Annotated in this window: 25 protein-coding genes and 1 pseudogene; 13 read left to right on the top strand and 13 right to left on the bottom strand. The window is 52.6% G+C overall.

The window, feature by feature from the left end; translation table 11 throughout:
* Nucleotides 1-32 precede the first annotated feature (32 nt).
* Together chbB and osmE are read right to left on the bottom strand one after the other, a co-directional pair.
* Nucleotides 33-353 carry a PTS N,N'-diacetylchitobiose transporter subunit IIB gene (gene chbB, locus WES_RS11670; protein ID WP_000412169.1) on the bottom strand — a complete coding sequence of 107 codons (321 nt, stop codon included), beginning with the start codon at nt 351-353 and terminating at the stop codon, nt 33-35.
* Between the two features lie 300 nt (nt 354-653).
* Nucleotides 654-992: an osmotically-inducible lipoprotein OsmE gene (gene osmE, locus WES_RS11675; RefSeq protein ID WP_001039044.1), complete on the bottom strand. Its 339-nt coding sequence runs from the start codon at nt 990-992 to the stop codon at nt 654-656.
* 200 nt (nt 993-1192) lie between these two features.
* Here osmE and nadE point away from each other — a divergent pair, with 200 nt between their 5' ends.
* A complete protein-coding gene (gene nadE, locus WES_RS11680) occupies nt 1193-2020 on the top strand; it encodes an ammonia-dependent NAD(+) synthetase (protein ID WP_000175014.1) in 828 nt (275 codons plus the stop codon).
* A 229-nt stretch (nt 2021-2249) separates the two neighbouring features.
* Entirely contained in the window at nt 2250-3137 is an 888-nt protein-coding gene (gene cho, locus WES_RS11685) for an excinuclease Cho (RefSeq protein ID WP_016158160.1), read from the top strand.
* On the opposite strand, the gene ves is transcribed toward cho, so the two are convergent.
* The 7 genes from ves to astC form a co-directional block, all read right to left on the bottom strand.
* Nucleotides 3097-3672, bottom strand: a complete 576-nt coding sequence (gene ves / locus WES_RS11690) for an environmental stress-induced protein Ves (RefSeq protein WP_016158159.1) — start codon at nt 3670-3672, stop codon at nt 3097-3099. The genes cho and ves overlap by 41 nt on opposite strands.
* A gap of 202 nt (nt 3673-3874) precedes the next feature.
* Nucleotides 3875-4360 carry an ATP-independent periplasmic protein-refolding chaperone Spy gene (gene spy, locus WES_RS11695; RefSeq protein WP_001228965.1) on the bottom strand — a complete coding sequence of 162 codons (486 nt, stop codon included), beginning with the start codon at nt 4358-4360 and terminating at the stop codon, nt 3875-3877.
* Between the two features lie 329 nt (nt 4361-4689).
* Nucleotides 4690-5658: a succinylglutamate desuccinylase gene (astE, locus tag WES_RS11700; protein WP_016158158.1), complete on the bottom strand. Its 969-nt coding sequence runs from the start codon at nt 5656-5658 to the stop codon at nt 4690-4692.
* Complete coding sequence (astB, locus tag WES_RS11705; protein ID WP_016158157.1) at nt 5651-6994, bottom strand: N-succinylarginine dihydrolase; 1344 nt, start codon at nt 6992-6994, stop codon at nt 5651-5653. Before astB ends, astE begins: the two co-directional genes overlap by 8 nt.
* Nucleotides 6991-8469 carry a succinylglutamate-semialdehyde dehydrogenase gene (gene astD, locus WES_RS11710; protein ID WP_016235193.1) on the bottom strand — a complete coding sequence of 493 codons (1479 nt, stop codon included), beginning with the start codon at nt 8467-8469 and terminating at the stop codon, nt 6991-6993. Before astD ends, astB begins: the two co-directional genes overlap by 4 nt.
* Nucleotides 8466-9500, bottom strand: coding sequence for an arginine N-succinyltransferase (gene astA, locus WES_RS11715; RefSeq protein WP_000989448.1), 1035 nt, complete (start codon nt 9498-9500; stop codon nt 8466-8468). The genes astD and astA overlap by 4 nt, the downstream gene beginning before the upstream one ends.
* Nucleotides 9497-10717: a succinylornithine/acetylornithine transaminase gene (gene astC, locus WES_RS11720; RefSeq protein ID WP_016158154.1), complete on the bottom strand. Its 1221-nt coding sequence runs from the start codon at nt 10715-10717 to the stop codon at nt 9497-9499. The genes astA and astC overlap by 4 nt, the downstream gene beginning before the upstream one ends.
* Before the next feature lie 444 nt (nt 10718-11161).
* Here astC and xthA point away from each other — a divergent pair, with 444 nt between their 5' ends.
* From xthA to ynjE, 9 genes and pseudogenes are all read left to right on the top strand, one after another.
* Entirely contained in the window at nt 11162-11968 is an 807-nt protein-coding gene (gene xthA, locus WES_RS11725) for an exodeoxyribonuclease III (protein ID WP_016158153.1), read from the top strand.
* A gap of 166 nt (nt 11969-12134) precedes the next feature.
* Nucleotides 12135-12845 carry a TVP38/TMEM64 family protein gene (locus WES_RS11730; protein ID WP_010356792.1) on the top strand — a complete coding sequence of 237 codons (711 nt, stop codon included), beginning with the start codon at nt 12135-12137 and terminating at the stop codon, nt 12843-12845.
* 4 nt (nt 12846-12849) lie between these two features.
* A pseudogene (gene ydjY, locus WES_RS11735) lies at nt 12850-13526 on the top strand (lipoprotein YdjY).
* Nucleotides 13527-13540: 14 nt separating this feature from the next.
* Entirely contained in the window at nt 13541-14248 is a 708-nt protein-coding gene (locus WES_RS11740; RefSeq protein WP_016158151.1) for a TVP38/TMEM64 family protein, read from the top strand.
* Nucleotides 14248-14796, top strand: coding sequence for a carboxymuconolactone decarboxylase family protein (locus tag WES_RS11745; protein ID WP_000524094.1), 549 nt, complete (start codon nt 14248-14250; stop codon nt 14794-14796). Before WES_RS11740 ends, WES_RS11745 begins: the two co-directional genes overlap by 1 nt.
* A 9-nt stretch (nt 14797-14805) precedes the next feature.
* Nucleotides 14806-15972, top strand: a complete 1167-nt coding sequence (locus tag WES_RS11750; protein WP_016158150.1) for an ABC transporter substrate-binding protein — start codon at nt 14806-14808, stop codon at nt 15970-15972.
* Nucleotides 15945-17480, top strand: a complete 1536-nt coding sequence (locus WES_RS11755) for an ABC transporter permease subunit (protein ID WP_016158149.1) — start codon at nt 15945-15947, stop codon at nt 17478-17480. Before WES_RS11750 ends, WES_RS11755 begins: the two co-directional genes overlap by 28 nt.
* Nucleotides 17480-18133, top strand: a complete 654-nt coding sequence (locus tag WES_RS11760; protein ID WP_016158148.1) for an ATP-binding cassette domain-containing protein — start codon at nt 17480-17482, stop codon at nt 18131-18133. The genes WES_RS11755 and WES_RS11760 overlap by 1 nt, the downstream gene beginning before the upstream one ends.
* Nucleotides 18134-18199: 66 nt before the next feature.
* Nucleotides 18200-19507: a thiosulfate sulfurtransferase YnjE gene (gene ynjE, locus WES_RS11765; protein WP_016158147.1), complete on the top strand. Its 1308-nt coding sequence runs from the start codon at nt 18200-18202 to the stop codon at nt 19505-19507.
* Between the two features lie 8 nt (nt 19508-19515).
* Here the strand turns inward: ynjE and WES_RS11770 are convergent, their stop codons facing one another.
* Nucleotides 19516-20136, bottom strand: coding sequence for a CDP-alcohol phosphatidyltransferase family protein (locus WES_RS11770; RefSeq protein WP_016158146.1), 621 nt, complete (start codon nt 20134-20136; stop codon nt 19516-19518).
* 86 nt (nt 20137-20222) lie between these two features.
* On the opposite strand from WES_RS11770, the gene nudG reads away from it, so the two are divergent.
* Nucleotides 20223-20636 (top strand): CTP pyrophosphohydrolase, encoded by a 414-nt coding sequence (gene nudG, locus WES_RS11775; protein ID WP_016158145.1) that lies wholly within the window; start codon nt 20223-20225, stop codon nt 20634-20636.
* Here nudG and WES_RS11780 read toward each other — a convergent pair.
* The gene (locus WES_RS11780; protein ID WP_000085251.1) at nt 20596-20868 is read right to left on the bottom strand and encodes a YnjH family protein; all 273 of its coding nucleotides are present in this window, start codon (nt 20866-20868) and stop codon (nt 20596-20598) included. The genes nudG and WES_RS11780 overlap by 41 nt on opposite strands.
* A 323-nt stretch (nt 20869-21191) precedes the next feature.
* Here WES_RS11780 and gdhA point away from each other — a divergent pair, with 323 nt between their 5' ends.
* Nucleotides 21192-22535, top strand: a complete 1344-nt coding sequence (gdhA, locus tag WES_RS11785) for an NADP-specific glutamate dehydrogenase (protein ID WP_000373052.1) — start codon at nt 21192-21194, stop codon at nt 22533-22535.
* 147 nt (nt 22536-22682) lie between these two features.
* On the opposite strand, the gene topB is transcribed toward gdhA, so the two are convergent.
* Both topB and selD read right to left on the bottom strand, forming a co-directional pair.
* On the bottom strand, nt 22683-24638 hold the full coding sequence (topB, locus tag WES_RS11790; protein ID WP_016158144.1) for a DNA topoisomerase III: 1956 nt from the start codon (nt 24636-24638) through the stop codon (nt 22683-22685).
* Nucleotides 24639-24642: 4 nt separating this feature from the next.
* Nucleotides 24643-25686 (bottom strand): selenide, water dikinase SelD, encoded by a 1044-nt coding sequence (gene selD, locus WES_RS11795; protein ID WP_001298241.1) that lies wholly within the window; start codon nt 25684-25686, stop codon nt 24643-24645.
* Nucleotides 25687-25779: the final 93 nt, after the last annotated feature.

Genomic DNA, 25779 nt, shown 5'->3' with positions numbered 1-25779 from the left:
TGAAATAACTCTTTGACGGAAAAATTTAAAAATTAATTTGCTGCGGCTTTTTTAATTGCTGCAACTGCAGCCTTAAGCACGCCTAAACCATCGACTTTGCCATATAACAGTGAATCAATGACTTCAACGGGTTTGTTGGGTAACAAACGCTGGATTTCGGGCAACATATAAGCAATCTGCGGCCCTAATAACACGACATCGGCATTCTGACCTTTTTCACCCGCCAGTGTTTCCGGAAATGCTTCAATAATGACCGGAACTTCATATTTTTCTGCCTGTGCGCGCATTTTTGATACCAGTAAAGAGGTAGACATGCCCGCAGAACAAAACAGATAAATGTGTTTCTTTTCCATAAAACTGCCCTCATCAACGATTATCTGTCAGCCAGACACTCCGCAAGCCTTCACCTGCTTCCATGCTCTGGGTAACTTGCGAAACCAACATGACTTTTTTTGGTGGCTGAAAAGAGTATACGGTATTGACCTGAACGATAGTATTTCTTTGACCATACAAATTGTCTCTCCTTGACCTGTTGTTATGACCTTCTTCACATTTCGGTTAAATAATTCGCGACAATAAATAAGAACACGAGGTAAAAAAAAACCGGCGCAATGGCCGGTTTCCGTTGTAACTCAAGCTTTCAGGCGAAGAAATTACTTCGCCGCTTGTGGATCGGTGTCGTATTCGGCACAGGTCTGATAGCCGGAGTTGATGACATGTCCGGTATCATCTAACGCGACAAAATAGGTTTCTGCTTTACCATCACGTTGACCCAGGATATAGGTCTGGCAAGTACCACGAGCATGGATCATGCTCACTTCAGACGAAGGTTTACCCGCAATTTGTGCAACCTGCGCCCGGCTCATGCCTTTTTTGACGTCTTTCACCACAGGCTGTACAAACTGGTCTTTGGTACGATCATACGCCGTACAACCTGCCAGCATGGTTAATACCGCCGCTGCACTCAGAATTCCTGCCATATTCTTGTTCATATTCCGTCCTCTTGTTTATCAGCGTGTTAGATAAGCCTGGAACACATCGGGGGCTTTTTCAAGCCTGTGAACGAAACGGCTCCGCTTTCAGAGGATTCCTGTATGACGTTTTAACCGCCATTCAACCTGCTGTCGCTTGTCGTTTCAGTAGCAACGGGTTAGCTTTAAGGAAGTTTTATTTTTCTGTCTGGAGGGGTTCAATGACATTGCAACAACAAATAATAAAGGCGCTGGGCGCAAAACCGCAGATTAATGCCGAAGAGGAAATTCGCCGCAGCATCGATTTTCTGAAAAGCTATCTGCAAACCTATCCGTTCATTAAATCACTCGTACTTGGTATTAGTGGTGGTCAGGACTCCACTCTTGCCGGGAAACTGTGTCAAATGGCAATTAACGAGCTTCGTCAGGAAACGGGCAACGAGGCACTGCAATTCATTGCCGTGCGCCTGCCCTACGGTGTTCAGGCTGATGAACAGGATTGTCAGGACGCCATTGCTTTTATTCAACCGGATCGCGTATTAACCGTGAATATCAAGGGCGCGGTATTGGCCAGCGAACAGGCGCTGCGCGAGGCGGGTATTGAATTAAGTGATTTCGTTCGCGGCAATGAAAAAGCGCGTGAGCGGATGAAAGCGCAATACAGCATTGCAGGCATGACCAACGGTGTCGTGGTTGGCACCGATCATGCGGCAGAAGCCATTACCGGATTCTTCACTAAATACGGTGACGGTGGTACTGATATTAATCCGCTATACCGTCTGAACAAGCGTCAGGGCAAACAGTTACTGGCGGCATTAGGTTGCCCGGAACATCTCTACAAGAAGGCGCCAACAGCCGACCTGGAAGATGACCGCCCTTCCCTGCCAGATGAAGTGGCACTCGGCGTGAGCTATGACAATATCGATGACTATCTGGAAGGGAAAGCCGTACCCGAACAGGTCGCCAGAACAATAGAAAACTGGTATCTGAAAACCGAACATAAACGCCGTCCGCCAATTACGGTTTTCGATGATTTCTGGAAAAAGTAATCATTTGCACATAATGGCTTGTGCAAAAAAGAGTGCTTTGTTCATGCCAGATGCGGCGTGAACGCCTTATTCGGCCTACAAAACTTTGCAAATTCAGTACATTGCAGGAGTCGAGTAGGCCTGATAAGCGTAGCGCATCAGGCGGTGTTACTTTTGTCATCGACCCGCCTCTTTTTTAATCGTTTCCCGCCTGTTACACTGGATAGATAACCAGCATTTGGAGTCAACAGTGGTACGGCGTTTAACTTCCCTGCGGCCAGAATTTGAAGCGGCGGCAATCTACGAATATCCCGAACATTTACGTTCATTCCTTAATGACTTACCCACCCGACCTGGGGTCTATCTGTTTCATGGCGAAAGTGACACCATGCCGCTCTATATCGGCAAAAGCGTTAATATCCGCAGCCGGGTGCTTTCTCATTTACGCACTCCGGATGAAGCCGCCATGCTGCGGCAATCCCGGCGAATTAGCTGGATCTGCACCGCAGGCGAAATTGGCGCTCTACTCCTTGAAGCGCGATTAATCAAAGAACAACAGCCACTGTTTAATAAACGCTTGCGCCGTAATCGCCAGCTCTGTGCCCTGCAACTGAATGAAAAGCGTGTCGATGTGGTGTATGCCAAAGACGTGGATTTTTCTACCGCAGCAAACTTATTCGGCCTGTTTGCCAACCGTCGTGCGGCTTTACAAGCATTACAGACCATCGCCGATGAACAAAAACTTTGTTATGGCCTGCTCGGACTGGAACCGTTAAGTCGCGGGCGCGCTTGTTTTCGTTCGGCGCTAAAACGTTGCGCCGGGGCGTGCTGCGGTAAAGAGAGCCATGACGCTCATGCGCTACGTTTGCGCCAGTCTCTGGAGCGTTTGCGGGTTGTTTGTTGGCCGTGGCGAGGTGCGGTGGCGCTGAAAGAACAGCATCCGGAAATGACCCAATATCATATTATTCATAACTGGCTGTGGCTGGGCGCGGTTAATTCGTTAGAAGAAGCTGCAACGTTAATCCGCACACCCGCCGGGTTTGATCACGACGGTTATAAAATCCTCTGTAAACCGCTGCTTTCCGGCAACTATGAAATCACTGAACTTGATCCGGTGAATAGCCTGCCAGCCAGTTAATTTCACTGAACAGCAGTTTGCCTTGCGGTTGCAAAAGCCGCAGGGTGTGCCTGCCATCGTACCAGCACGCGCCCTGGTCGGTAGTCAACAGCTTGTCGCCCAGTTGCCACGCTCCGCTAATCACAAACACCACCCCACCGCGTGAGCCAAAAGTGGTGAACGTGCGATCGGCAATTCTGACTTTCGCTTTACAGGCATCAAGGCGCGTCATAATGTTGAAATCCATTGACATCTGACCTTCAGTCAGTTTCGCTTTTACCACCTGATCCGCCGAGAAAGCAAAAGGCTGTAGCGGTTTTAAGGTATGGCTAAAACGGTTAGTGCTTTCAAGGAGCATCTCACCGCCTTCCAGCAGCGTCACGCTCCTTTCCATTCCCGGAAACAACGAAAACTCACCATTTGCCGCAATGGAAGCAATGCTGGCACGCCAGTAAAAATCACGTTTTGCCGGAGGAAAGCTACAGATTTCACGAGTTTCACCGGCAGCGTTTCGCCACAGGTTCACCGACATTTTACGCATATCAAAGTATTCCATACTCGCTCCCGGCATACTCTTTTCATTGTTATCGTTCAGGCAACCGTGGATTGTTATCGGCAACTCGGGTGATTTACCTTAGTGGTGATTAGGCTTTTTTTGCAAAAGTTGTAGAACAGAAAAGAAAACCGCCGATCCTGTCCACCGCATTGCTGCAAGGTAGTGGACAAGACCGGCGGTCTTAAGTTGTCAGGCTGAAAGATTATTCAGCAGTTGCAGGCATTTTACCTTTTGCCGCAGGGCGTTCTGTCAGACGCTTCTCAAAATTAGCATTAAATTGCTTTTTCTGCTCCGGCGTCAGGATGTTGTAAATCTTGTTCTGGGTTTCCAGGTGCGCCAGCATGTTAGCTTTGCGCTGTTCTTCCATTTTTGCGATCTGCGCTTCAGCTTTCGCTTTGTCGAAGGTATCGCTGGCAATAATGTCATGCATTGCGCGGCGTTCTTCCAGCGGCGGGCGTTTCATCTGGTCACGCTGGCCTTTCATGATTTCGCGAATCTGCTGTTTCTGCGCGTCGGTCAGGTTCAGGTCTTTAAACATCATGTCGTGATGCGGACCGAATTTACCTTTATGGTGCATCATCGGCTTCGCGTCAGCCGGTGCTGCGGTAGTGGTATCGGCGGCATGGGCCAGGTTAGCCGCGCCAAAAGCCAGGGTAGAGGCAACAAACAGTGCAGTTAATTTACGCATATTCTATATCCTTCCTTTCAGTTATTTATTACGGCTTTCTTAAGTAACGTGCCGTGTTGACGAGATTAACTTTACTGACTTTAGCGTCAATTAATCAGAGCAACGGTAAAACAATGAAAGTGTAAAAAACACTTTTGCGCCAATTATGGAGAAAAAAAGAAAATTTGATGGAGAGTGATGATGAAATATTACAACACACTGATTTTGCAGAAATTATGAAGAACTATACCTGATGACTGGTGATAAATAAAGCAAATAACCAGGATTAATCCGCATTATTTCATTAAAAAGCCAGTAAATACCCGCAGAATGATTTCTGCGGGCAAGTATTAGGTTATTTTTTCCAGCATTAATCCCGCACGTAATCCCGTCGCCACCAATGGATTAGGGAATAACACATACTCAACATCATGAGTCACAGTAAAATGTTCCTCACCATCCTGCGCCAACAACGTTCCTTTCTTAAACGGCGTGAAGTTCAGCGTCTCGCTTGCCATATGCAGTTCGAAGGACGATGAGTGGCGGGTAATTTGCGAAATGACCCGATAGCGTAGCGGCGACTTTCTCTCAGTACCGACACTCACGCCAGATAACAGCGCAGCAATCGCGCTGGCAGTGGGTGAAAACTGGCGAAGATCGTTTTTGCCAAATGGCAATGCTTTACCAAGTTCCAGCGTACACGCCAGTGCACTGAAATGTTCGGCACTAAAATGGGTAAACGTGCCCCCCGGCGCCTGGTGAAACACCAATGCCTCCAGCCCTGCCGCACCCAGCCATATCAGAAAGTTTTCGTCCCAGGGAATATTACGTTGCGGTAAAACACCAAACCGTGGGTGATACGAACCACGAATCGCGGTATGCAGATCAAGATGCCAGCGAACAGACTCTTTACCCTGTTCATAAAAATCTTCCAGACACTGTTCCAGTTCGCGCGCACGGCAGGTTTCGCCGCTTTCGGCAAATCGCTGCCAGCGTCCGCCAAACATTCGATTCATATCGCTATGGCAATAACGTGTCCCTTGCTTCAGCGCCGGGGGATTTCCAAGGATCGCCAGCAGCCGCCAGCGTAGAGGGATCTCGCCGTGGAGGATCGCGCCAAGCAAAGCATCAAGCATTTCTACCGGCGCGGTTTCATTACCGTGTATTCCCGCAGAAATCACCAGCGCCCCCTGCGGTGGCGTTAACGGCGTCAGTTCCAGCAGCCCGTCGCCCAGCCAGCGCCAGCGGACACCGTTGTTTTCCCGCTCTGTTATGGCTGGCTTTTTGCCCGTTAAAGTCAGGGCAAGAAAATTATCCATTGCTCCCTCCCTCACGCTGAAACGGATAAACCGAACCGAGATTCAGTAAACGGGTCAGCGAATCCAGGGCTTCCCTTCCTTCTCGCAGCAATTGCGGGTCAGCAAGATCGGCGGCAGTAAGACGATCGCGATAGTAGCGATCCACCCAGTTATTGAGCGTATTAAACAAGGTATCGTTCATCATCACTGCCGGATTTACCGCCTGATATTCTTCTGCCGTCAGCACCACGCGTAACCGCAGGCACGCAGGGCCGCCGCCGTTTGCCATGCTTTCGCGCAAATCAAAAACTTTCAGTTCGCTTATCGGGTTATCGGCAGCAAGCAATTCATTGAGATAACGCCATACCCCAGCGTGTTCCCGACACTCCTGCGGCAGCACCAACACCATCGAACCATCATCACGGCTCAGTAACTGGCTGTTAAACAGATAAGTCGAGACAGCATCCGCTACGGAAACCTGTGCCGCCGGAACTTCTATCGCCATAAAATCGTTCACCCGCGCGCGCAGATTTGCCAGTAATTGAGCCTGGCGGGCGAACGCCTGCTGATGGCAAAACAGCACCTGGCGGTTGCTCACAGCAATCACATCATTATGAAAAACGCCCTGGTCGATAACGTCCGGGTTTTGCTGGGCGAAAATCACCTGCTGCGGATTCACCTGATTCAACCTGGCGACCGCCTCACTGGCTTCACGGGTTTGCCGCGCCGGATAACGGGAAGGTCGCGTGCCATTGCCCTCTTCTCGGCCATAGACAAAAACCTGTATACCCGGATCACCATAGTTACCACCGAGCCGATTGTGGTTTGCCGCCCCCTCATCCCCCAGCATCGCCACCTGCGGCAAAGCAGAATGAACGGTGAACTTCTCTTCATCGTTAAAAATCGCTTTTAACAGCGATTCGGTGACGGGCGCTTCCAGCGAACGGTGAAATTTATTGTTCAGGTTGGCGACGGTCAGATTCACTTTGCCATCCAGCGTATCAGCGGATGGCGCTACCGTGGCTGCATTCGCTACCCACATTGGCGAAGCGGAACTGACGCTGGAAAGCCAGTGCGGAGCCTGACGGGCAACCTTTTCCAGCACTTGTTCATCGCTGCCGTTGAATCCCAGTTGACGCAAAACAGGAATAAACGGTCGCTCGTGCGGCGGCATCACCGCCTGGGGGAATCCCGCATCAGCAAGGGCTTTCACTTTCAGTAAACCCTGTTTTGCCGCCAGTCGCGGATTAGAGACCTGAAAACGGTGACGGGTAGAGGCTTCATTACCAAACGACAGGCCCGCGTAATGATGCGTCAGCCCCACCAGCCCGTCGAAATTCACTTCCCGGGCGTTCATGGCACCACCTCATCGGAGAAATCCAGACCGGGGTTAAGCGTCGCAGGCAACGTTAACGTGTCTGACTCCAGGCTAGCCATCGGCCAGGCACAATAATCTGCGGCATACCAGGCGCTGGGGCGATGGTTGCCGGAAGCGCCAACGCCGCCGAATGGTGCAGTACTGGCAGCGCCGGTAAGCGGTTTGTTCCAGTTGACGATCCCCGCCCGCGCTTCCAGTAACAGTCGATCGAACTTTTCCCGCTCCGGTGACACCAGCCCGCAAGAGAGGCCAAAGCGAGTGTTATTCGCCATCTTAATCGCCTCATCAAAGGTGTCATAACGCCAGATGCGCAATAGCGGCCCAAACACTTCTTCATCCGGCACGCCGACAACGCCTGACATTTCAATGATCCCCGGCGTCAGCAATGATGTTCCTGCGCGCAGCAAACGTGGCGCAAGCAGGGTTCGCCCGCCCATCGCTTCCAGTTCCTGCCAGGCGGTAACAACCTGCTGCGCGGCCTGTTCAGAAATCAGCCCGCCAATAAACGGCTGTGGTTCATCATCCCAGTTACCCGGCGTTAACCGCTGGCTGACGGCAACCAGGCGAGCAAGGAACGCATCGCCCTGCGCCCCGCGTTTAAGCATTAAACGGCGGGCGCAAGTGCAGCGTTGCCCGGCAGTGACAAATGCTGACTGAATAGTCAGGTGGACAGCGGCGTCGATATCCGCCACGTCATCAATAATCAGCGGGTTATTGCCGCCCATTTCGAGGGCGAGGATTTTTTCCGGCTGACCGGAGAGCTGGCGATGCAACTGATAGCCAGTGTTGGCGCTACCGGTAAACAGCAAACCGTCGAGGTCTTCCAGCGCACTCAGCGCCTGACCCGTTTCGCGCCCCCCCTGCACCAGATTCAGCACACCCGACGGCAAGCCGGCCTGCTGCCATAAGCGCATTACCGCCTCGCCGCTCCACGGTGTCAGTTCGCTGGGTTTAAAGATAATTGTGTTGCCTGCCAGCAGCGCCGGAACGATATGCCCGTTCGGCAAATGCCCTGGGAAATTGTACGGTCCAAACACCGCCAGCACGCCGTGTGGACGATGGCGCAAACTCGCCGCACCGTCAGGCATTTCGCTGCGCTGCTCGCCCGTGCGCACGTGATATGCCTTGATTGAAATAGCGATTTTATTAATCATTGCCGTCACTTCGGTTGCCGCTTCCCAGCGCGGTTTGCCTGTTTCTCTGGCAATAATCGCCGTTAATTCGGCTTTATTGCTTTCCAGCAGTCCGGCAAAGCGTTCAACTCTTACCTGACGATCGCCAAAGGAGAGCCGCGCCCAACGCGGAAACGCGGCGCGTGCAGCGCGACAAGCCAGCGCCACCTGAGCGGCATCGGCATCATTGCCTTGCCATAATACGTCGCCCGATACCGGATTATGCTTCACGCGAAGTTCGCCCTGCCCCGTCACCCAGTCGCCGTTGATCCATAAAGTCATGTTGTTTTCTCCTCTGCGCACAGGCGCACCAGACGAACGCGCTCCCCGGCGTGGCACTTGAGAGCGTCCAGTTGTGCGGCGGTTAAAATCAAACGCTGGGTTGCCGGATCGGCACGCACCAGTACCACGCGGAAATGGTGATAATTTTCATTGGCGACCAGACAGGCCGGGAAATCCCCCTGCGCTGGCTGCCCTTCCGCGACTTCCACCAGCCGACTTTTGCGGATGGCGCGAACACGGTCGATGTCGCACTCCAGCGTCGGCCCACCGTCGAAGATGTCGATATAGTTACGGTAGCGAAAACCTTCTTTTTCCAGCACCGCACGCGCGGGGGCTGTTTGCGGATGCACCTGGCCGATAACGTCCTGCGCTTCCTGGGATAAAAAGTCCGTATAGATCGGATGTTTTGGCATCAGTTCAGCGATAAACGCCTTTTGACCAGTACCGCAGAGAAAATCAGCGCGGCTAAAATCCATCGAAAAGAAGCGTTTACCGAGGCTTTGCCAGAACGGCGAATAGCCGTGCTCATCAATCACCCCGCGCATTTCGGCGACCACTTTGTCGTTAAACTTGTCACGAAAAGCCGCCATAAACATAAAGCGCGATTTCGACAGCAAATAGCCATTGCCCTCTTTGCGCCACTCCGGGTCGAGGAACAACGTGCATAACTCACTGCTTCCGGTGTGATCATTACTGAGAAACAGCGTCGGTAGCGCGTTATAGACATTCAACTCTTTCGAAGCGTGAACCAGCGTACCGACGCGATAGTTGTACCAGGGATCGTTTAGCCCGACAGCCACCTCAATAGCGCAAATACCCGCCACGGTGCCTGTCTCGCTCTCTTCCAGCACGAACACATAACCCTGCTCGCTTTCGGGTAATTCGCCCTGCCAGGTTTTAATGGATCTGTCGATACGCGCCGAAAGCGTGGCTTCATTGGCAGGGAGCGACGTCAGGCCGCCGCCCGTTTTACCTGCAAGCTGCATTAAGGCTGCGACATCGGTGCGCTCAACGGGACGGATGACCATCATGATGAACCCCGGCTAACAAAGCGTTCGCAAGTAGCGGCAAAGCGATCCAGTCCGGTCGTCACCTCTTCTTCGCTGACGTTGAGCGCCGGCGCAAAACGCACCACGTTGCCACCCGCAATCAGCACCATCACGCCTGCTTTCGCCGCCTCCTGAGAGATCTGTTTCGCTTGCCCGGCGTAATTCGCATTCAGCACACAGCCAATCAACAGACCTAATCCGCGAATTTCACTGAACAAACCGCAGCGATGATTAATGGTATTAAGACGCTCAACAAACCAGTCGTGACGCTGTTTGACACCATTAAGCATCTCTGGCGTGTTGATGAGATCAAGCACTTTACCCGCCACCGCCGAGGCCAGCGGATTACCACCATAGGTGGTGCCGTGAGTGCCAACAGTCATCACCCGACCGCACTCTTCGGTTGCCAGCAGCGCACCAACCGGGAAACCTCCGCCCAGAGCTTTAGCGGTGGTCAGCAGATCGGGCGTCACCCCGTAGTGCATATAGGCATAAAGTTCACCGGTACGCCCGACTCCGGTTTGTACCTCATCGAAAATCAGCAATGCATTGTGGCGATCGCATAACTCACGCAATCCCTGCAAAAATGCCTTGCTGGCTGGCACCACGCCGCCTTCGCCCTGTACTGGCTCGACAATCACCGCGCAGGTGGAGTCGTCAATCAGCGCACTGGCAGAATTAATATCGTTATACGCGGCATGGCGAATATCCGGCGGCAGTGGCGCGAAATCCTGTGAATAGGCTGGCTGCCCACCCGCACTAACGGTAAACAGCGTGCGCCCGTGGAAAGCATTTTTAAACGCCACAATGCCGCTTTTATGGCTACCGTAGCGGTCGTGAGCGTATTTGCGCGCCAGTTTCAACGCCGCTTCGTTGGCTTCCGCGCCGGAGTTACAGAAGAACACGCGATCGGCAAACGTCGCGTCAATGAGCTTTTTCGCCAGCCGTAATACCGGCTCGTTGGTGTAACCATTACCGGTATGCCAGAACTTACTCGCCTGCTCGTTCAGCGTCTCCCGCAGTTCCGGATGCGCATGACCCAGTGCGTTCACTGCAATGCCACCCGCGAAGTCGATATACTCTTTCCCCTGCTGATCCCACAAGCGCGAACCTTCGCCACGTACCGGAATAAACGGTGCCGGAGCGTAAACAGGTATCATCCATTCATCAAAGTTTTCACGCGTAATTGGCTGAGACATAGCGACCCCCACAGTAAATAAATAGTTATTTATATGTTAATAACAAGTGACGTTTGCGCTGTAAATGTAGATTGCAGGGTTCGTGCCAGCCAGTGGTAAAAGTGCATAAACGGCGGCAGTTAACTGGAAATCAAGGCGTTACAACCCAGCGATATGCACCTGAAGTGCATATAAAGTGAATACGTTTGCGATACTGATGAATAAAAAGAATAAAAAACGAAATGTTATGCAGAAGTAAAATATAATTCTGGAATTGTGATCGTTGACGAAATTTACTGGAAATTACTGCGCCATGCTGACGCAACTGCACCAAAAACGGGCATTTTTTGCGCCATCGTTGGCATCATTAACAACCATCGATCAAATCACTTAACAACAGGCAGTAAGCACGGCGAATTTCTGCTAACATCCACGCACTCTTTATCTGAATAAATGGCAGCGACTATGAAATTTGTCTCTTTTAATATCAACGGTCTGCGCGCCAGACCACACCAGCTTGAAGCCATCGTCGAAAAGCACCAACCGGATGTGATTGGTTTGCAGGAGACAAAAGTTCATGATGATATGTTTCCGCTCGAACAAGTAGCAAAGCTTGGCTACAACGTCTTTTATCACGGGCAGAAAGGCCATTATGGCGTGGCGCTGCTGACCAAAGAGACGCCGATTGCTGTGCGTCGCGGCTTCCCCGGCGACGGCGAAGAGGCTCAACGACGAATTATTATGGCGGAAATTCCCTCGCCGCTGGGCAATGTCACCGTGATCAACGGCTACTTTCCGCAGGGTGAAAGCCGCAACCATCCGATTAAATTCCCGGCGAAAGCGCAGTTTTACCAGAACCTGCAAAACTACCTGGAAACCGAACTCAAGCGTGAGAATCCGGTGCTGATTATGGGCGATATGAATATCAGCCCTACAGACCTCGATATCGGCATTGGCGAAGAGAACCGCAAACGCTGGCTGCGTACCGGTAAATGTTCTTTCCTGCCAGAAGAACGCGAATGGATGGAGAGACTGATTAGCTGGGGTCTAGTGGATACTTTCCGCCATGCGAACCCGGAAACGGCAGATCGCTTCTCGTGGTTTGATTACCGCTCAAAAGGTTTTGATGATAACCGTGGTCTGCGCATTGACCTGCTGCTCGCCAGCCAGCCGTTGGCGGAATGTTGCGTAGAAACCGGCATTGACTATGAAATCCGCAGCATGGAAAAACCGTCAGATCACGCCCCGGTGTGGGCGACCTTCCGCCGCTAATATCTCTGTTCTCCTGGCTCACTCTGGGTCAGGAGAATTAACCTTGAGAAAAATCAACAAACTGTCAGTAATGATTTGTTGCCCGCCGTCCTTTGTTATACCGTCACTGCGTTTTTAGTTGTCTGACCACTTCTCTATTATCAAGTTTGATATAGGAAACTCCACGATGAACGCTGAGCGTAAATTTCTTTTTGCCTGTCTTATTTTTGCGCTGGTCATTTACGCTATCCACACTTTCGGTTTATTCGATCTGCTCACCGATTTACCTCACTTACAGGCGCTTATTCGCCAGAGCGGATTTTTCGGTTATAGCCTCTATATTCTGTTATTCATCATCGCCACTCTCTTTCTGTTACCGGGTAGCATACTGGTGATCGCCGGAGGAATAGTCTTTGGCCCGCTCTTAGGGACGTTTCTTTCATTAATTGCCGCCACGCTGGCCTCGTCATGCTCCTTCCTTTTGGCACGCTGGCTGGGACGTGATTTACTGCTGAAATACGTTGGTCATAGCCACACTTTTCAGGCCATAGAAAAAGGTATTACGCGTAACGGTATCGATTTTCTTATTTTGACCCGCTTAATCCCGCTATTTCCTTACAATATTCAAAATTATGCTTATGGATTAACCGCCATCGCCTTCTGGCCTTATACCCTTATTTCGGCATTAACTACTCTGCCCGGAATAGTTATTTATACCGTAATGGCAAGCGATCTCGCCAGTGAGGGCATTACGCTGCGCTTTATTTTAAAACTCTGTCTGGCAGGACTGGCGCTGTTTATTCTCGTTCAGTTCGCCAGACTCTACGCCCGACACAAACATGTGGATCTGTCTGCTTCACGCCGCAGCCCACTTACTCACCCCAAAAATGAAGGATAGAACGATGTTGCAACATTATTCAGCGTCATGGAAAAAAGGACTGGCTGCACTGTGTTTACTGGCAACCGCAGGGCTTAGTGGCTGCGATCAAAAAGAAAATACGGTGGCAAAAGTGGAATACGACGGGCTTTCCGCCAGCCAGCCACTGCGTGTCGATGCCAATAACCATACGGTCACCATGTTAGTGCAAATTAATGGTCGTTTTCTGACAGACGATACCCGCCACGGCATTGTGTTTAAAGATGGCTCCAACGGACATAAATCACTGTTTATGGGTTATGCGACCCCGAAAGCATTTTATGAAGCCCTGAAACAGGCCGGTGGCACGCCGGGCGAAAACATGACGATGGATAATAAAGAAACGACACATGTGGCGGGCAGCAAACTGGATATTTCGGTCAACTGGCAAGGGGCGGCAAAAGCGTATTCCTTCGATGAGGTGATTGTCGATAGCAATGGCAAGAAACTGGACATGCGCTTTGGCGGTAATTTAGCGGCGGCAGAAGAGAAGAAAACTGGCTGCCTGGTGTGTCTCGATAGCTGTCCCGTCGGTATCGTCAGCAATGCGACATACACTTATGGGCCGTGGAAAAACGCGGTGAAGTGCAATTCAAAGGTAATGCGTCGGTTCTCCCGGCAGATAACACGCTGGCAACGATTACCTTTAAAATTGCCGAATAAAACCAGGATAAAGGATGATGAAAATGCAATCGCGTAAAATCTGGTACTACCGTGCCACCATCATCATCCTGTTGTTCGCTGTGCTGCTGGCATGGGCGCTGCTTCCCGGCGTCAATGAGTTTATCAATCGCAGCGTTGCGGCGTTTGCCGCCGTGGATCAACAGGGTATAGAACGCTTTATTCAGTCTTACGGCACACAGGCGGCTGTGGTCTCGTTCTTCTTGATGATCTTACAGGCCATTGCCGCGCCGCTGCCTGCGTTTTTGATAACCTTTGCCAATGCGTCACTGTTTGGCGCATTCTGGGGCGGCTTGCTGTCGTGGACCAGTTCGATGGCGGGTGCGGCGCTGTGCTTTTTTATCGCCAGAGTGATGGGTCGCGAAGTAGTGGAAAAGTTAACCGGTAAAACCGTGCTTAACAGCATGGACGGCTTTTTTACCCGCTACGGCAAACACACCATCCTGGTATGTCGGTTATTGCCTTTTGTCCCTTTCGATCCTATCAGCTATGCTGCCGGATTGACTTCAATACGTTTTCGCTCGTTTTTTATCGCCACCGGGCTTGGTCAGCTACCCGCAACCATCGTCTATTCCTGGGCGGGCAGCATGTTAACGGGCGGCACATTCTGGTTTGTCACCGGACTGTTTATCCTGTTTGCCCTGACCGTGGTGATTTTTATGGCGAAAAAAATATGGTTTGAACGCCAGAAGAGGAATGCCTGATGGGTTTACCGCCGCTTAGCAAAATTCCTTTGATTTTACGTCCGCAGGCGTGGCTGCATCGTCGCCATTATGGCGAGGTGCTAAGCCCAATTCGCTGGTGGGGGCGAATTCCGTTTATCTTTTATCTGGTGTCGATGTTTGTCGGCTGGCTGGAGCGCAAACATTCACCGCTCGATCCGGTGGTGCGATCGCTTGTCAGCGCACGCATTGCACAAATGTGTCTGTGTGAGTTTTGTGTGGATATCACCAGTATGAAAGTCGCGGAGCGTACCGGTAGCACTGACAAACTGCTGGCGGTGGCTGACTGGCGGCAAAGCCCGCTGTTCAGCGATGAGGAGCGGCTGGCGCTGGAATACGCCGAAGCCGCGAGCGTCACACCGCCAACGGTCGATGATGCCCTGCGTACCCGACTGGCTGCCCATTTTGACGCTCAGGCACTCACCGAGCTGACAGCATTGATCGGCCTGCAAAATCTGTCAGCCCGTTTTAATTCTGCCATGGACATTCCCGCTCAGGGGCTGTGCCGACTTCCTGAAAAACGTTCTTAAGGAGAGATGATGCGCCATTGTGTGTGGTTGCTGGGATTGTTATCGCTGTTTTCTTTGGCAACACATGCCAGTGACTGGCAGGAAATCAAAAACGATGCCAAAGGGCAAACCGTCTGGTTTAACGCCTGGGGCGGCGATACGGCAATTAACCGCTATCTCGACTGGGTTAGCGGCGAGATGAAAACCCATTACGATATAAACCTGAAGATTGTCCGCCTGGCGGATGCCGCAGACGCAGTAAAACGCATTCAGACGGAGGCCGCTGCCGGACGCAAAACAGGCGGTTCGGTGGATCTTCTGTGGGTAAATGGTGAAAACTTCCGCACCTTAAAAGAGGCCAATTTATTACAAACCGGCTGGGCAGAGGCTCTACCCAACTGGCGTTACGTCGATACGCAACTACCGGTACGGGAAGATTTTTCTGTGCCGACCGAAGGCGCGGAATCGCCCTGGGGGGGCGCACAACTGACGTTTATCGCCCGCCGCGATGTTACGCCACTGCCACCACAAACACCGCAAGCGTTACTGGAGTTTGCCAAAGCCAATCCCGGCACGGTTACTTATCCGCGCCCACCAGACTTCACAGGCACGGCGTTTCTGGAACAGTTGCTGATTATGCTGACGCCAGACCCCGCCGCATTAAAAGCAGCGCCGGACGATGCGACTTTCGCCCGTATCACTGCGCCCTTGTGGCAATATCTTGATGCACTGCATCCGTATTTGTGGCGCGAAGGAAAAGATTTTCCGCCTTCGCCTGCACGAATGGATGCTCTGCTGAAAGCCGGTACATTGCGCCTGTCGCTAACCTTTAACCCCGCTCATGCACAACAAAAAATAGCCAGCGGTGATTTGCCAGCAAGCAGTTACAGCTTCGGCTTTAGCGAGGGGATGCTTGGCAACGTCCATTTCGTCACCATTCCAGCCAATGCGAATGCCAGTGCTGCGGCGAAGGTTGTCGCCAACTTCCTGCTCTCACCCGATGCGCAACTGCGTAAAGCGGATCCCGCTGTCTGGGGCGATCCTTCGGTTCTCGATCCACAGAAACTGCCTGACACGCAGCGTGAAACATTGCAATCAAGAATGCCGCAGAATCTGCCGCCGGTACTGGCGGAACCACATGCAGGCTGGGTAAATGCGCTGGAACAAGAATGGCTACGCCGTTACGGTACGCATTAATCTTTCTGCTGTGGGCGATGGTGACGGTGATTTACGCACCGCTAATCCCGGCAGCTTTCACGCTGATAGCGCCTGCCTTGTCGCTGACGCACTGGCAGGCGTTATTTGCCGACCCGCAGTTACCACAGGCATTACTGGCGACGCTGGTTTCGACGACTATCGCGGCGGTCGGAGCGTTGTTGATTGCCCTACTGGTGATTGTCGCGCTGTGGCCTGGCGTAAAATGGCTGCATCTGTGCGCCCGTCTGCCGTGGCTGCTCGCCATTCCCCACGTGGCTTTTGCCACCAGCGCCCTTCTACTCTTTGCTGATGGCGGCCTGCTTTACGACTATTTCCCGTATTTCACTCCGCCAATGGACAAATTGGGGATTGGGCTGGGTTTCACTCTGGCGGTGAAAGAAAGCGCATTTCTGCTGTGGATCTTGTCAGCCGTGCTAAGTGAAAAACGGCTGCTACAGCAGGTTATAGTGATGGATTCACTGGGCTACAGCCGCTGGCAATGCCTGAACTGGCTGCTGTTGCCCTCCGTCGCTCCTGCTCTGGCAATGGCGATGCTGGCGATTGTCGCATGGACGCTGTCGGTCGTGGATGTAGCAATTATCCTTGGGCCAGGTAATCCACCGACTCTGGCAGTAATTAGCTGGCAGTGGTTAACTCAGGGCGATACAGATCAACAGATTAAAGGCGCGCTCGCCAGCCTGCTGCTGATGGCGTTACTCGCCGCCTGTGTTTTGCTGGGCTATCTGTTATGGCGCGCCTGGAGGAACACCATTCCCCGCGAAGATGGCATTCGCAAACCAGCCACGGCTTTACTGCCCGGCTATACGCTGGCGAGGTTATTACCATTAACGGGGGTGCTCTGTGTGGTTCTGCTGGCGATCCTCGCGGATCAATCGACGATCAATCTTGAGGCGCTACCCAATAGCCTGACTATGGCTCTGGTCGCGACATTCATCGCTCTGCTTCTGTTACTGCTGTGGCTGGAATGGGGGCCAAAGCGTCGCCAGCTATGGTTATGGATGCCCATTTTATTACCGGCACTGCCATTAGTGGCAGGTCAATACACGCTGGCGTTATGGTTGAATCTGGATGGTAGCTGGACGGCGGTGATCTGGGGGCATCTGCTGTGGGTGATGCCGTGGATGCTGTTTATCCTGCACCCCGCCTGGCGGCGCATCGACTCGCGATTAATTTTGATTGCACAAACGCTGGGCTGGTCACAAGCCAAAATATTCTGTTATGTGAAACTCCCGCTTATGCTACGCCCCGCGCTAATTGCGTTCGCTGTCGGATTTTCAGTGAGTATTGCGCAATATATGCCGACGCTGTGGCTCGGTGCGGGACGTTTCCCGACGCTGACGACAGAAGCGGTGGCGTTAAGTAGCGGCGGCAGCAACGGTATCCTCGCCGCCCAGGCTTTATGGCAACTGCTATTACCGCTTATTATTTTTGCCCTGACCGCCCTGCTTGCAAAATGGGTAGGTTATGTCAGACAAGGACTCCGCTAATGCTCTGCGTGAAAGATGTTTCGCTACGTTTGCCAGGAACCTGCTTACTAAAGAACGTCAACTTTACGGCCACCAAAGGTGACATTGTCACGTTAATGGGGCCATCAGGCTGTGGTAAATCCACGCTGTTTTCCTGGATGATTGGCGCGCTGTCCGGGCAGTTTTCTTGTACAGGTGAGCTATGGCTCAATGAGCAGCGGATCGACATGCTGCCGACTGCACAGCGCCAGATTGGCATTCTTTTCCAGGATGCGCTGTTATTTGACCAGTTCAGCGTCGGGCAAAATTTACTGCTGGCACTACCGGCGACACTCAAAGGTGTTGCAAGGCACAATGCCGTGAATGATGCGCTTGAGCGCGCGGGACTTGGTGATACTTTCCATCAGGATCCGGCAACTCTGTCTGGTGGTCAGCGGGCACGGGTAGCTCTGCTACGCGCCCTTCTCGCCCAACCCAAAGCATTATTACTCGATGAACCATTCAGCCGTCTTGACGTGGCTTTGCGCGACAGTTTTCGCCAGTGGGTGTTCAGCGAAGTTCGCGAACTGGCGATCCCCGTCGTTCAGGTAACGCACGATCTCCAGGATGTTCCCGCTGGTGGCCTGGTTCTGGATATGATGCAGTGGTCAGAAAATTACAACAAACTGCGATAACGCAAAGTTTTTCCTCATGCGCCAGTTCAGAATGGCGCACTCAAAACTACAATGTCGGGATTTTCGATGAAACGTGTTTCTCAAATGACCGCGCTGGCAATGGCTTTAGGGCTGGCTTGCGCTTCTTCGTGGGCCGCTGAACTGGCGAAGCCTCTTACTTTTGACCAGCTTCAACAACAAAATGGCAAAGCGATAGATACTCGCCCCAGCGCGTTTTATAACGGCTGGCCACAAACTTTAAATGGCCCTTCCGGTCATGAACCTGCCGCCTTAAACCTTTCTGCAAGCTGGCTCGACAAAATGAGCGCCGAACAACTCAACGAGTGGATCAAGCAACATAACCTGAAAGCCGATGTGCCGGTGGCGTTATACGGTAATGACAAAGACGTCGAAGCCGTCAAAACGCGTCTGCAAAAAGCAGGCTTTACGCATATCTCCATCCTGAGTGATGCGCTAAGCGAACCTTCCCGCCTGCAAAAACTGCCGCACTTTGAGCAACTGGTTTACCCGCAATGGCTGCATGACCTGCAACAAGGTAAAGAGGTTACGGCAAAACCTGCCGGTGACTGGAAAGTCATTGAAGCAGCCTGGGGCGCACCAAAGTTTTACCTTATCAGCCATATTCCCGGCGCTGACTACATCGATACCAACGAAGTTGAAAGCGAACCGCTGTGGAACAAAGTTTCTGATGAGCAACTGAAAGCGATGCTGGCAAAGCACGGCATTCGCCATGACACCACGGTCATTCTGTACGGGCGAGACGTTTACGCCGCAGCGCGCGTGGCACAGATTATGCTGTACGCAGGCGTGAAAGATGTACGCCTGCTGGATGGCGGCTGGCAAACGTGGTCTGATGCGGGGCTGCCCGTTGAGCGCGGTACGCCACCGAAAGTGAAACCGGAACCTGACTTCGGCGTGAAGATCCCGGCGCAACCGCAACTGATGCTCGATATGGAACAGGCGCGTGGGCTGCTGCATCGTCAGGATGCTTCACTGGTCAGCGTTCGTTCATGGGCTGAATTTATCGGCACCACCAGCGGCTATGACTACATCAAGCCAAAAGGTGATATCCCGGGTGCTCGTTGGGGTCATGCGGGTAGCGACTCAACGCATATGGAAGATTTCCATAACCCGGACGGCACCATGCGTACTGCGGATGACGTCGCGGCAATGTGGAAAGAATGGAATATCCTGCCAGATCAACAAGTCTCGTTCTATTGCGGCACCGGCTGGCGCGCCTCAGAAACCTTTATGTATGCGCGCGCAATGGGCTGGAAGAATGTCTCCGTTTACGACGGCGGCTGGTATGAATGGAGCAGCGATCCGAAAAATCCGGTAGCAACCGGTGAACGCGCTCCGGACAGTAGCAAATAACACGGCTATTACTGACGCTGAAGCGACTTCAGCGTCAGATATCCACTCCACACTCGCGTAAATGTTGTCATCCAGCACAGCGCGCCAAATATCCACGCAAACCATGGGAAATAGGCCGGAAAGAGGCAACTCAGGACAAACAGCAAAATCGTCTCGCTGCCTTCGGTTAATCCCCCCAGATAGTAAAAAGACTTATGTGCATAGCCGGGGTTATCAATCTGGTGCTTCGCCGCCAGCGCAGCAAACGCGAGAAAACTGCTGCCCGTGCCGATAAACGCAAACAACAGCCAGCCTCCAGCCAGCGCGTTTTGTTCTGGTGCGGCGAGAATAAACCCGAACGGCACCAGCGCGTAAAAGAGGAAATCGAGAGAAATATCAAGAAAACCGCCTGCGTCAGTTAACCCTCTGCGCCTCGCCAGCGCGCCGTCCAGACCATCAAGCAACCTGTTGAGCAAAATGGCAATCAGCGCCGCCAGATACCATCCCAGCGCCAGAAACGGCAATGCCAGCACACCAATGGCAAACCCCACTAACGTTAAACCATCTGGTGTTATACCGGGTCTATCAAGAACCCGCACGCACTGATGCAACAACGGTTTAATTCGCGGATGAAGATAGCGGTCTAACACGGGCACTCCTTACATATAAAGCCCTTCTGATCGGGCAACAGTGCGGATATTATGGCATTTTTCGCTTATCTGCCCGTGGGTAATTTATGAAAATGATTGAAGTGGTTGCCGCCATTATCGAACGGGATGGCAAAATTTTACTCGCACAACGCTCCGCCCATAGCGATCAGGCGGGGTTATGGGAGTTTGCCGGTGGCAAAGTCGAACCGGATGAAAGTCAGCCACAGGCGCTGGTACGGGAATTGCGCGAAGAACTGGGCATTGACGCAACGGTTGGTGAATATGTTGCCAGCCATCAGCGGGAAGTGTCTGGCCGGATTATCCATCTTCATGCCTGGCACGTACCGGACTTCCACGGTACGTTACAGGCACACGAACATCAGGCGCTGGTCTGGTGTCTGCCAGAGGAAGCATTGCAATATCCGCTGGCTCCTGCTGATATTCCACTACTTCATGCGTTTATGGCTTTACGCGCCGCCAGACCAGCGGATTGGTGCTAATGGTTTTGTCATCCCGCTGGCATTGCAGCAGTATCCCCTCCGCTTTAATCACTGCGCCCTCCGAATAATTTTGATCCTGATAAACGCAGCACTGGTTACAGGGCTGCGCCGATTTCCCGCCAGAACTAAACACCTCCGGCGGCACATTCACTTCCACATCCGGACGATATTGCGGGTTAGCCAGCGCAAATAATGGAAATACCAACGCTACGGCGAGTAATGCTCGACTCACAGGAAACTCCTTATTTTTCGTTGCCTCTGGTTCTGATAACGGTAACCAGGCGGGAAAACTTTAGCGTCTGGTTGCCGGATGCGGCGTGAACGCCTTATCCAGCCGACGGATCACTCTTGAAAATGCGCCCGGTTTTCCAGGTCTGATAAAACGCACCTGACATTAGGTGACTTTTATAACTACCACACATTATTAATTTGCTTTCCGGTGTCATTTTTTTCTTGCTTACCGTCACATTCTTGATGGTATAGTCGAAAACTGCAAAAGCACATGACATAAACAACATAAGCACAATCGTATTAATATATAAGGGTTTTATATCTATGGATCAGACATATTCTCTGGAGTCATTCCTCAACCATGTCCAAAAGCGCGACCCGAATCAAACCGAGTTCGCGCAAGCCGTTCGTGAAGTAATGACCACTCTCTGGCCTTTTCTTGAACAAAATCCAAAATATCGCCAGATGTCGTTACTGGAGCGCCTGGTTGAACCGGAGCGCGTGATCCAGTTTCGCGTAGTGTGGGTTGATGATCGCAATCAGGTACAAGTTAACCGCGCCTGGCGTGTCCAGTTCAGCTCCGCCATCGGTCCGTATAAAGGTGGTATGCGTTTCCATCCGTCCGTAAACCTCTCCATTCTTAAATTCCTCGGCTTCGAGCAAACCTTTAAAAATGCCCTGACCACCCTGCCGATGGGCGGTGGTAAAGGCGGCAGCGATTTCGATCCAAAAGGGAAAAGCGAAGGCGAAGTGATGCGTTTCTGCCAGGCGCTGATGACCGAACTGTACCGTCACCTGGGTGCAGATACCGACGTTCCGGCGGGCGATATCGGCGTTGGTGGTCGTGAAGTCGGCTTTATGGCGGGGATGATGAAAAAGCTCTCCAACAATACCGCCTGCGTCTTCACCGGCAAGGGGCTATCTTTTGGCGGCAGTCTGATTCGCCCGGAAGCTACCGGTTACGGTCTGGTTTATTTCACGGAAGCGATGCTGAAACGCCACGGTATGGGTTTTGAAGGAATGCGTGTTTCCGTTTCTGGCTCCGGCAACGTCGCCCAGTACGCTATCGAAAAAGCGATGGAATTTGGTGCTCGCGTGGTTACAGCATCAGACTCCAGCGGCACCGTGGTTGATGAAAGTGGATTCACGAAAGAGAAACTGGCGCGTCTTATCGAAATCAAATCCAGCCGTGATGGTCGCGTGGCAGATTACGCCAAAGAATTTGGTCTGGTCTATCTCGAAGGCCAACAGCCGTGGTCTGTGCCGGTGGATATCGCCCTGCCATGCGCGACCCAGAACGAACTGGATGTAGACGCCGCGCACCAACTTATCGCTAATGGTGTTAAAGCGGTGGCGGAAGGGGCAAATATGCCAACGACCATCGAAGCGACTGAACTGTTCCAGCAGGCAGGCGTACTGTTTGCACCGGGCAAAGCGGCTAATGCTGGCGGCGTTGCGACATCGGGGCTGGAAATGGCGCAAAACGCTGCGCGTCTGGGCTGGAAAGCCGAGAAAGTTGATGCGCGTTTACACCATATTATGCTGGATATCCACCACGCTTGTGTTGAACACGGTGGTGAAGGTGAGCAAACCAACTACGTGCAGGGCGCGAATATTGCAGGCTTTGTGAAGGTTGCCGATGCGATGCTGGCGCAGGGTGTGATTTAAGTTATCCGGCCTACGAAAACCTACAGATCTGTAGGCCTGATAAGACGCGCAAGCGTCGCATCAGGCGTTTGTGCCGGATGCGGCGTAAACGCCTTATCCGGCCTACGAAAAGTGCTGTATCAGTGAGTTGGAATTCTGGCATCCGGCCTATGTTATCACTCCACTGCCCGCTTCATCTGCTGGCGGGCTTTTTTTCACCGCTCGCTTGCGTGGTGAAGCCTTTTTCTTCTCTTCTCCACTACCCGGTGCCACTATGCCGCGAAACTGCCGCACCGGCGTACGTTTTGCCTGATCAATCAATTGGTAAAGCGTCCCCACCAGCGGCTGCATAAAGTCCTGGTAGCGACACTGCTTTTCGCTGATTTGCGTCAGCACCGATTCCCAGTGTGCCGTCATGTCCGGTCGTGTCGCCATCTCTGGCAGCGAATGGAATAACGCTTTTCCGGCGTCGGTGGAGTGGATGTAGCGCCCTTTTTTGGTCAGGAAACCACGCTTGAACAGCAGTTCAATAATCCCGGCACGCGTTGCTTCCGTCCCCAGGCCATCGGTCGCACGAAGGATCTTTTTCAGATCTTTGTCCTGCACAAAGCGCGCGATCCCGGTCATCGCTGAAAGCAGCGTTGCATCGGTGAAATGACGTGGTGGCTGAGTTTGCCGCTCTACCACTTCACCTTTTTCACACAATAACTCATCGCCTTTCGCTACCACCGGCAGCGGTGTACCATCGTTTTCTTCATCACGCTCTTTGCTGCCTAACAGCGTGCGCCAGCCTGCTTCAGCAAGAAAACGGGCTTTAGCGACAAATTTTCCTTTGGCAATGTCCAGTTCGATAACACATTTGCGGAACACCGCATCCGGACAGAACTGCATCAAATACTGACGGGCAATCAGGTTATAGACCTTCGCTTCGTTCTCCGTCAGGTTGATGGCAGAACTCCGCGCGGTTGGGATGATGGCGTGGTGTGCATCGACCTTTTTGTCATCCCAGCAGCGGTTGCGTAAATCTGGATCAACCACCGGCTGCGGTAACAAGCCCGGCGCATGAACGCTGATAGCATTCATCACCGCCTGACGTCCGGCAAAATGTTCTTCCGGCAAATAACGACAATCGGAACGCGGATAAGTGATCAGTTTGTGCGTTTCGTACAGCTTCTGGCAGATATCAAGTACGTTCTGCGCACTCAGACCAAAGCGTTTTGCCGCTTCAATCTGCAACGCCGAAAGCGAAAACGGCAACGGCGCGGATTCTGATTCCCGTTTATCGTTATAGCTGGTGACAATCGCCGGTTGGCCGCTGATGCGGTTGACCACATGCTCCGCCAGCGGACGATGCAACAAGCGCCCTTCTTCATCCTGGTACGGCTCACACGCTTCGCTCGGTTGCCAGATAGCGGTAAATCGCTCATCGGCAGGCGTCACAATATGCGCTTTGACCTCAAAGAAATCTTTCGCCACGAAGTTTTCAATTTCTTCGTCGCGGCGCACCACCAGCCCGAGCACGGGCGTCTGCACGCGTCCAACGGAAAGTACGCCCTGATAACCCGCATTGCGACCGAGAATGGTGTACGCGCGGGTCATATTGATGCCGTATAACCAGTCGGCACGCGCTCGCGCCAGCGCAGAAACGCATAGCGGCACAAACTCGCTATTGGAACGAAGACGATCGATCGCCCGTTCAACCGCCTGCGGGTTCAGATCGTTGATCAAGCAACGCTGCACCTGCTGGCGCTTTTCCGGTGCCAGTTGCAGGTAATCCAGCACTTCATCCACCAGCAATTGCCCTTCGCGATCCGGGTCTCCGGCATGAACAATTTCGCTGGCTTCATGCAGAAAGCGTTTGATGACGTTAAGTTGTTTGGTCACGGAGGGGCGTGGCTGTAATTGCCACTTTTCCGGGACAATGGGGAGATCGGCCAGGTTCCAGCGCGCATAGCGACTGTCGTAGGCGTCTGGCTGCGCCTGCTCAAGCAGGTGACCAATACACCAGGTCACCACCTGACCGTTACCGCACTCGATAAAGCCATCGCCTTTACGGTGCGGTTTGGGCAGGACATCAGCAATAGCGCGCGCCAGACTCGGTTTTTCGGCAATAAATAACCGCATTGAATTAACGGATCTCAACCATGGCACGACCGCCGCGCGCAGGCACCAGTTCGCCAATCGCCGTCAGTTCGATACCAAATTCAGCAGCGGTAGCTTTTACTTCGTTTTCAGCCTCTGGCATCACCGCCAGCAGCAGACCGCCGGAAGTTTGCGGATCGCACAGCAGATCGCGCACTTCACGCGGCATTTCGCCCATCAGATGACCGTAGCTGGCAAAGTTGCGTTCGGTGCCGCCAGGTACTGCGCCCAGCTTAATGTACTCTTCCACGCCCGGCAGTTTCGGGATCGCGTCATAGTCAACACGCGCTTGTACGCCTGCGCCCTGACACATTTCGCTCAAATGCCCAAGCAGACCAAAACCAGTCACGTCAGTCATCGCTTTTACGCCTTCGATGTTGGCAAAGGACGCGCCTGCGATGTTCATCCGGCACATCACTTCCGTCGCCAGTCCCTGATGTTCCGGTTTCAGGAGTGATTTTTTCTCCGCAGTGGTAAGAACGCCAATCCCCAGCGGTTTCGTCAGGAACAGTTTACATCCGGCTTGTGCGGTACTGTTTTTCTTCACCCGCTCAGTCGGAACGATCCCCGTTACCGCCAGACCGAAAATCGGTTCCGGCGCGTCGATGGAGTGACCGCCAGCCAGCGCAATACCCGCCTGACGACATGCGTAGCGACCACCTTCGGTGACTTCGCGGGCAATTTCCGGGGACAGTTTGTTAATCGGCCAGCCGAGGATCGCAATTGCCATAATCGGTTTGCCGCCCATCGCGAAGATATCGCTGATGGCGTTAGTCGCCGCAATGCGACCAAAATCGAAAGGATTATCAACAATCGGCATAAAGAAGTCGGTGGTGCTGATAACGCTGGTGCCATTGCCCAGATCGTACACCGCCGCATCGTCGCGGGTTTCGTTACCCACAAGCAAATTCGGATCAACAAACTTCGCCTGCTCGCTGTGCAGGATAGTTTCCAGCACTTTTGGGGAAATTTTACAGCCGCAACCGGCTCCGTGGCTGTATTGGGTCAAACGAATCGAGTTCTCGCTCATGGACATCTCCTGTCAATGCAATCCGGGTATGGTAACCCTCATTCCGTGAAGTGATAAGTGAGAGTGTCTGAATTACTGCGCCTTTGCTCACAA

Source organism: Escherichia sp. KTE31 (assembly GCF_000407925.1).
GTDB lineage: Bacteria > Pseudomonadota > Gammaproteobacteria > Enterobacterales > Enterobacteriaceae > Escherichia > Escherichia ruysiae.
Note: the sequence above shows the minus strand (reverse complement) of the source record. Positions and strands in the feature narration are given on the sequence as shown.

Excerpts from the sequence above, each read along its gene's own strand:
- WES_RS11745 (WP_000524094.1), top strand. The coding sequence starts at position 14,248 with ATGGGTTTACCGCCGCTTAGCAAAATTCCTTTGATTTTACGTCCGCAG.
- selD (WP_001298241.1), bottom strand. The coding sequence starts at position 25,686 with ATGAGCGAGAACTCGATTCGTTTGACCCAATACAGCCACGGAGCCGGT.
- ves (WP_016158159.1), bottom strand. The coding sequence starts at position 3,672 with ATGGAATACTTTGATATGCGTAAAATGTCGGTGAACCTGTGGCGAAAC.
- astC (WP_016158154.1), bottom strand. The coding sequence starts at position 10,717 with ATGTCTCAGCCAATTACGCGTGAAAACTTTGATGAATGGATGATACCT.
- astB (WP_016158157.1), bottom strand. The coding sequence starts at position 6,994 with ATGAACGCCCGGGAAGTGAATTTCGACGGGCTGGTGGGGCTGACGCAT.
- osmE (WP_001039044.1), bottom strand. The coding sequence starts at position 992 with ATGAACAAGAATATGGCAGGAATTCTGAGTGCAGCGGCGGTATTAACC.
- astA (WP_000989448.1), bottom strand. The coding sequence starts at position 9,500 with ATGATGGTCATCCGTCCCGTTGAGCGCACCGATGTCGCAGCCTTAATG.
- spy (WP_001228965.1), bottom strand. The coding sequence starts at position 4,360 with ATGCGTAAATTAACTGCACTGTTTGTTGCCTCTACCCTGGCTTTTGGC.
- ynjE (WP_016158147.1), top strand. The coding sequence starts at position 18,200 with ATGAAACGTGTTTCTCAAATGACCGCGCTGGCAATGGCTTTAGGGCTG.
- astE (WP_016158158.1), bottom strand. The coding sequence starts at position 5,658 with ATGGATAATTTTCTTGCCCTGACTTTAACGGGCAAAAAGCCAGCCATA.
- WES_RS11740 (WP_016158151.1), top strand. The coding sequence starts at position 13,541 with ATGATGAAAATGCAATCGCGTAAAATCTGGTACTACCGTGCCACCATC.
- nudG (WP_016158145.1), top strand. The coding sequence starts at position 20,223 with ATGAAAATGATTGAAGTGGTTGCCGCCATTATCGAACGGGATGGCAAA.
- astD (WP_016235193.1), bottom strand. The coding sequence starts at position 8,469 with ATGACTTTATGGATCAACGGCGACTGGGTGACGGGGCAGGGCGAACTT.
- WES_RS11755 (WP_016158149.1), top strand. The coding sequence starts at position 15,945 with ATGGCTACGCCGTTACGGTACGCATTAATCTTTCTGCTGTGGGCGATG.
- topB (WP_016158144.1), bottom strand. The coding sequence starts at position 24,638 with ATGCGGTTATTTATTGCCGAAAAACCGAGTCTGGCGCGCGCTATTGCT.
- xthA (WP_016158153.1), top strand. The coding sequence starts at position 11,162 with ATGAAATTTGTCTCTTTTAATATCAACGGTCTGCGCGCCAGACCACAC.
- chbB (WP_000412169.1), bottom strand. The coding sequence starts at position 353 with ATGGAAAAGAAACACATTTATCTGTTTTGTTCTGCGGGCATGTCTACC.
- nadE (WP_000175014.1), top strand. The coding sequence starts at position 1,193 with ATGACATTGCAACAACAAATAATAAAGGCGCTGGGCGCAAAACCGCAG.
- gdhA (WP_000373052.1), top strand. The coding sequence starts at position 21,192 with ATGGATCAGACATATTCTCTGGAGTCATTCCTCAACCATGTCCAAAAG.
- WES_RS11760 (WP_016158148.1), top strand. The coding sequence starts at position 17,480 with ATGCTCTGCGTGAAAGATGTTTCGCTACGTTTGCCAGGAACCTGCTTA.
- WES_RS11750 (WP_016158150.1), top strand. The coding sequence starts at position 14,806 with ATGCGCCATTGTGTGTGGTTGCTGGGATTGTTATCGCTGTTTTCTTTG.
- WES_RS11730 (WP_010356792.1), top strand. The coding sequence starts at position 12,135 with ATGAACGCTGAGCGTAAATTTCTTTTTGCCTGTCTTATTTTTGCGCTG.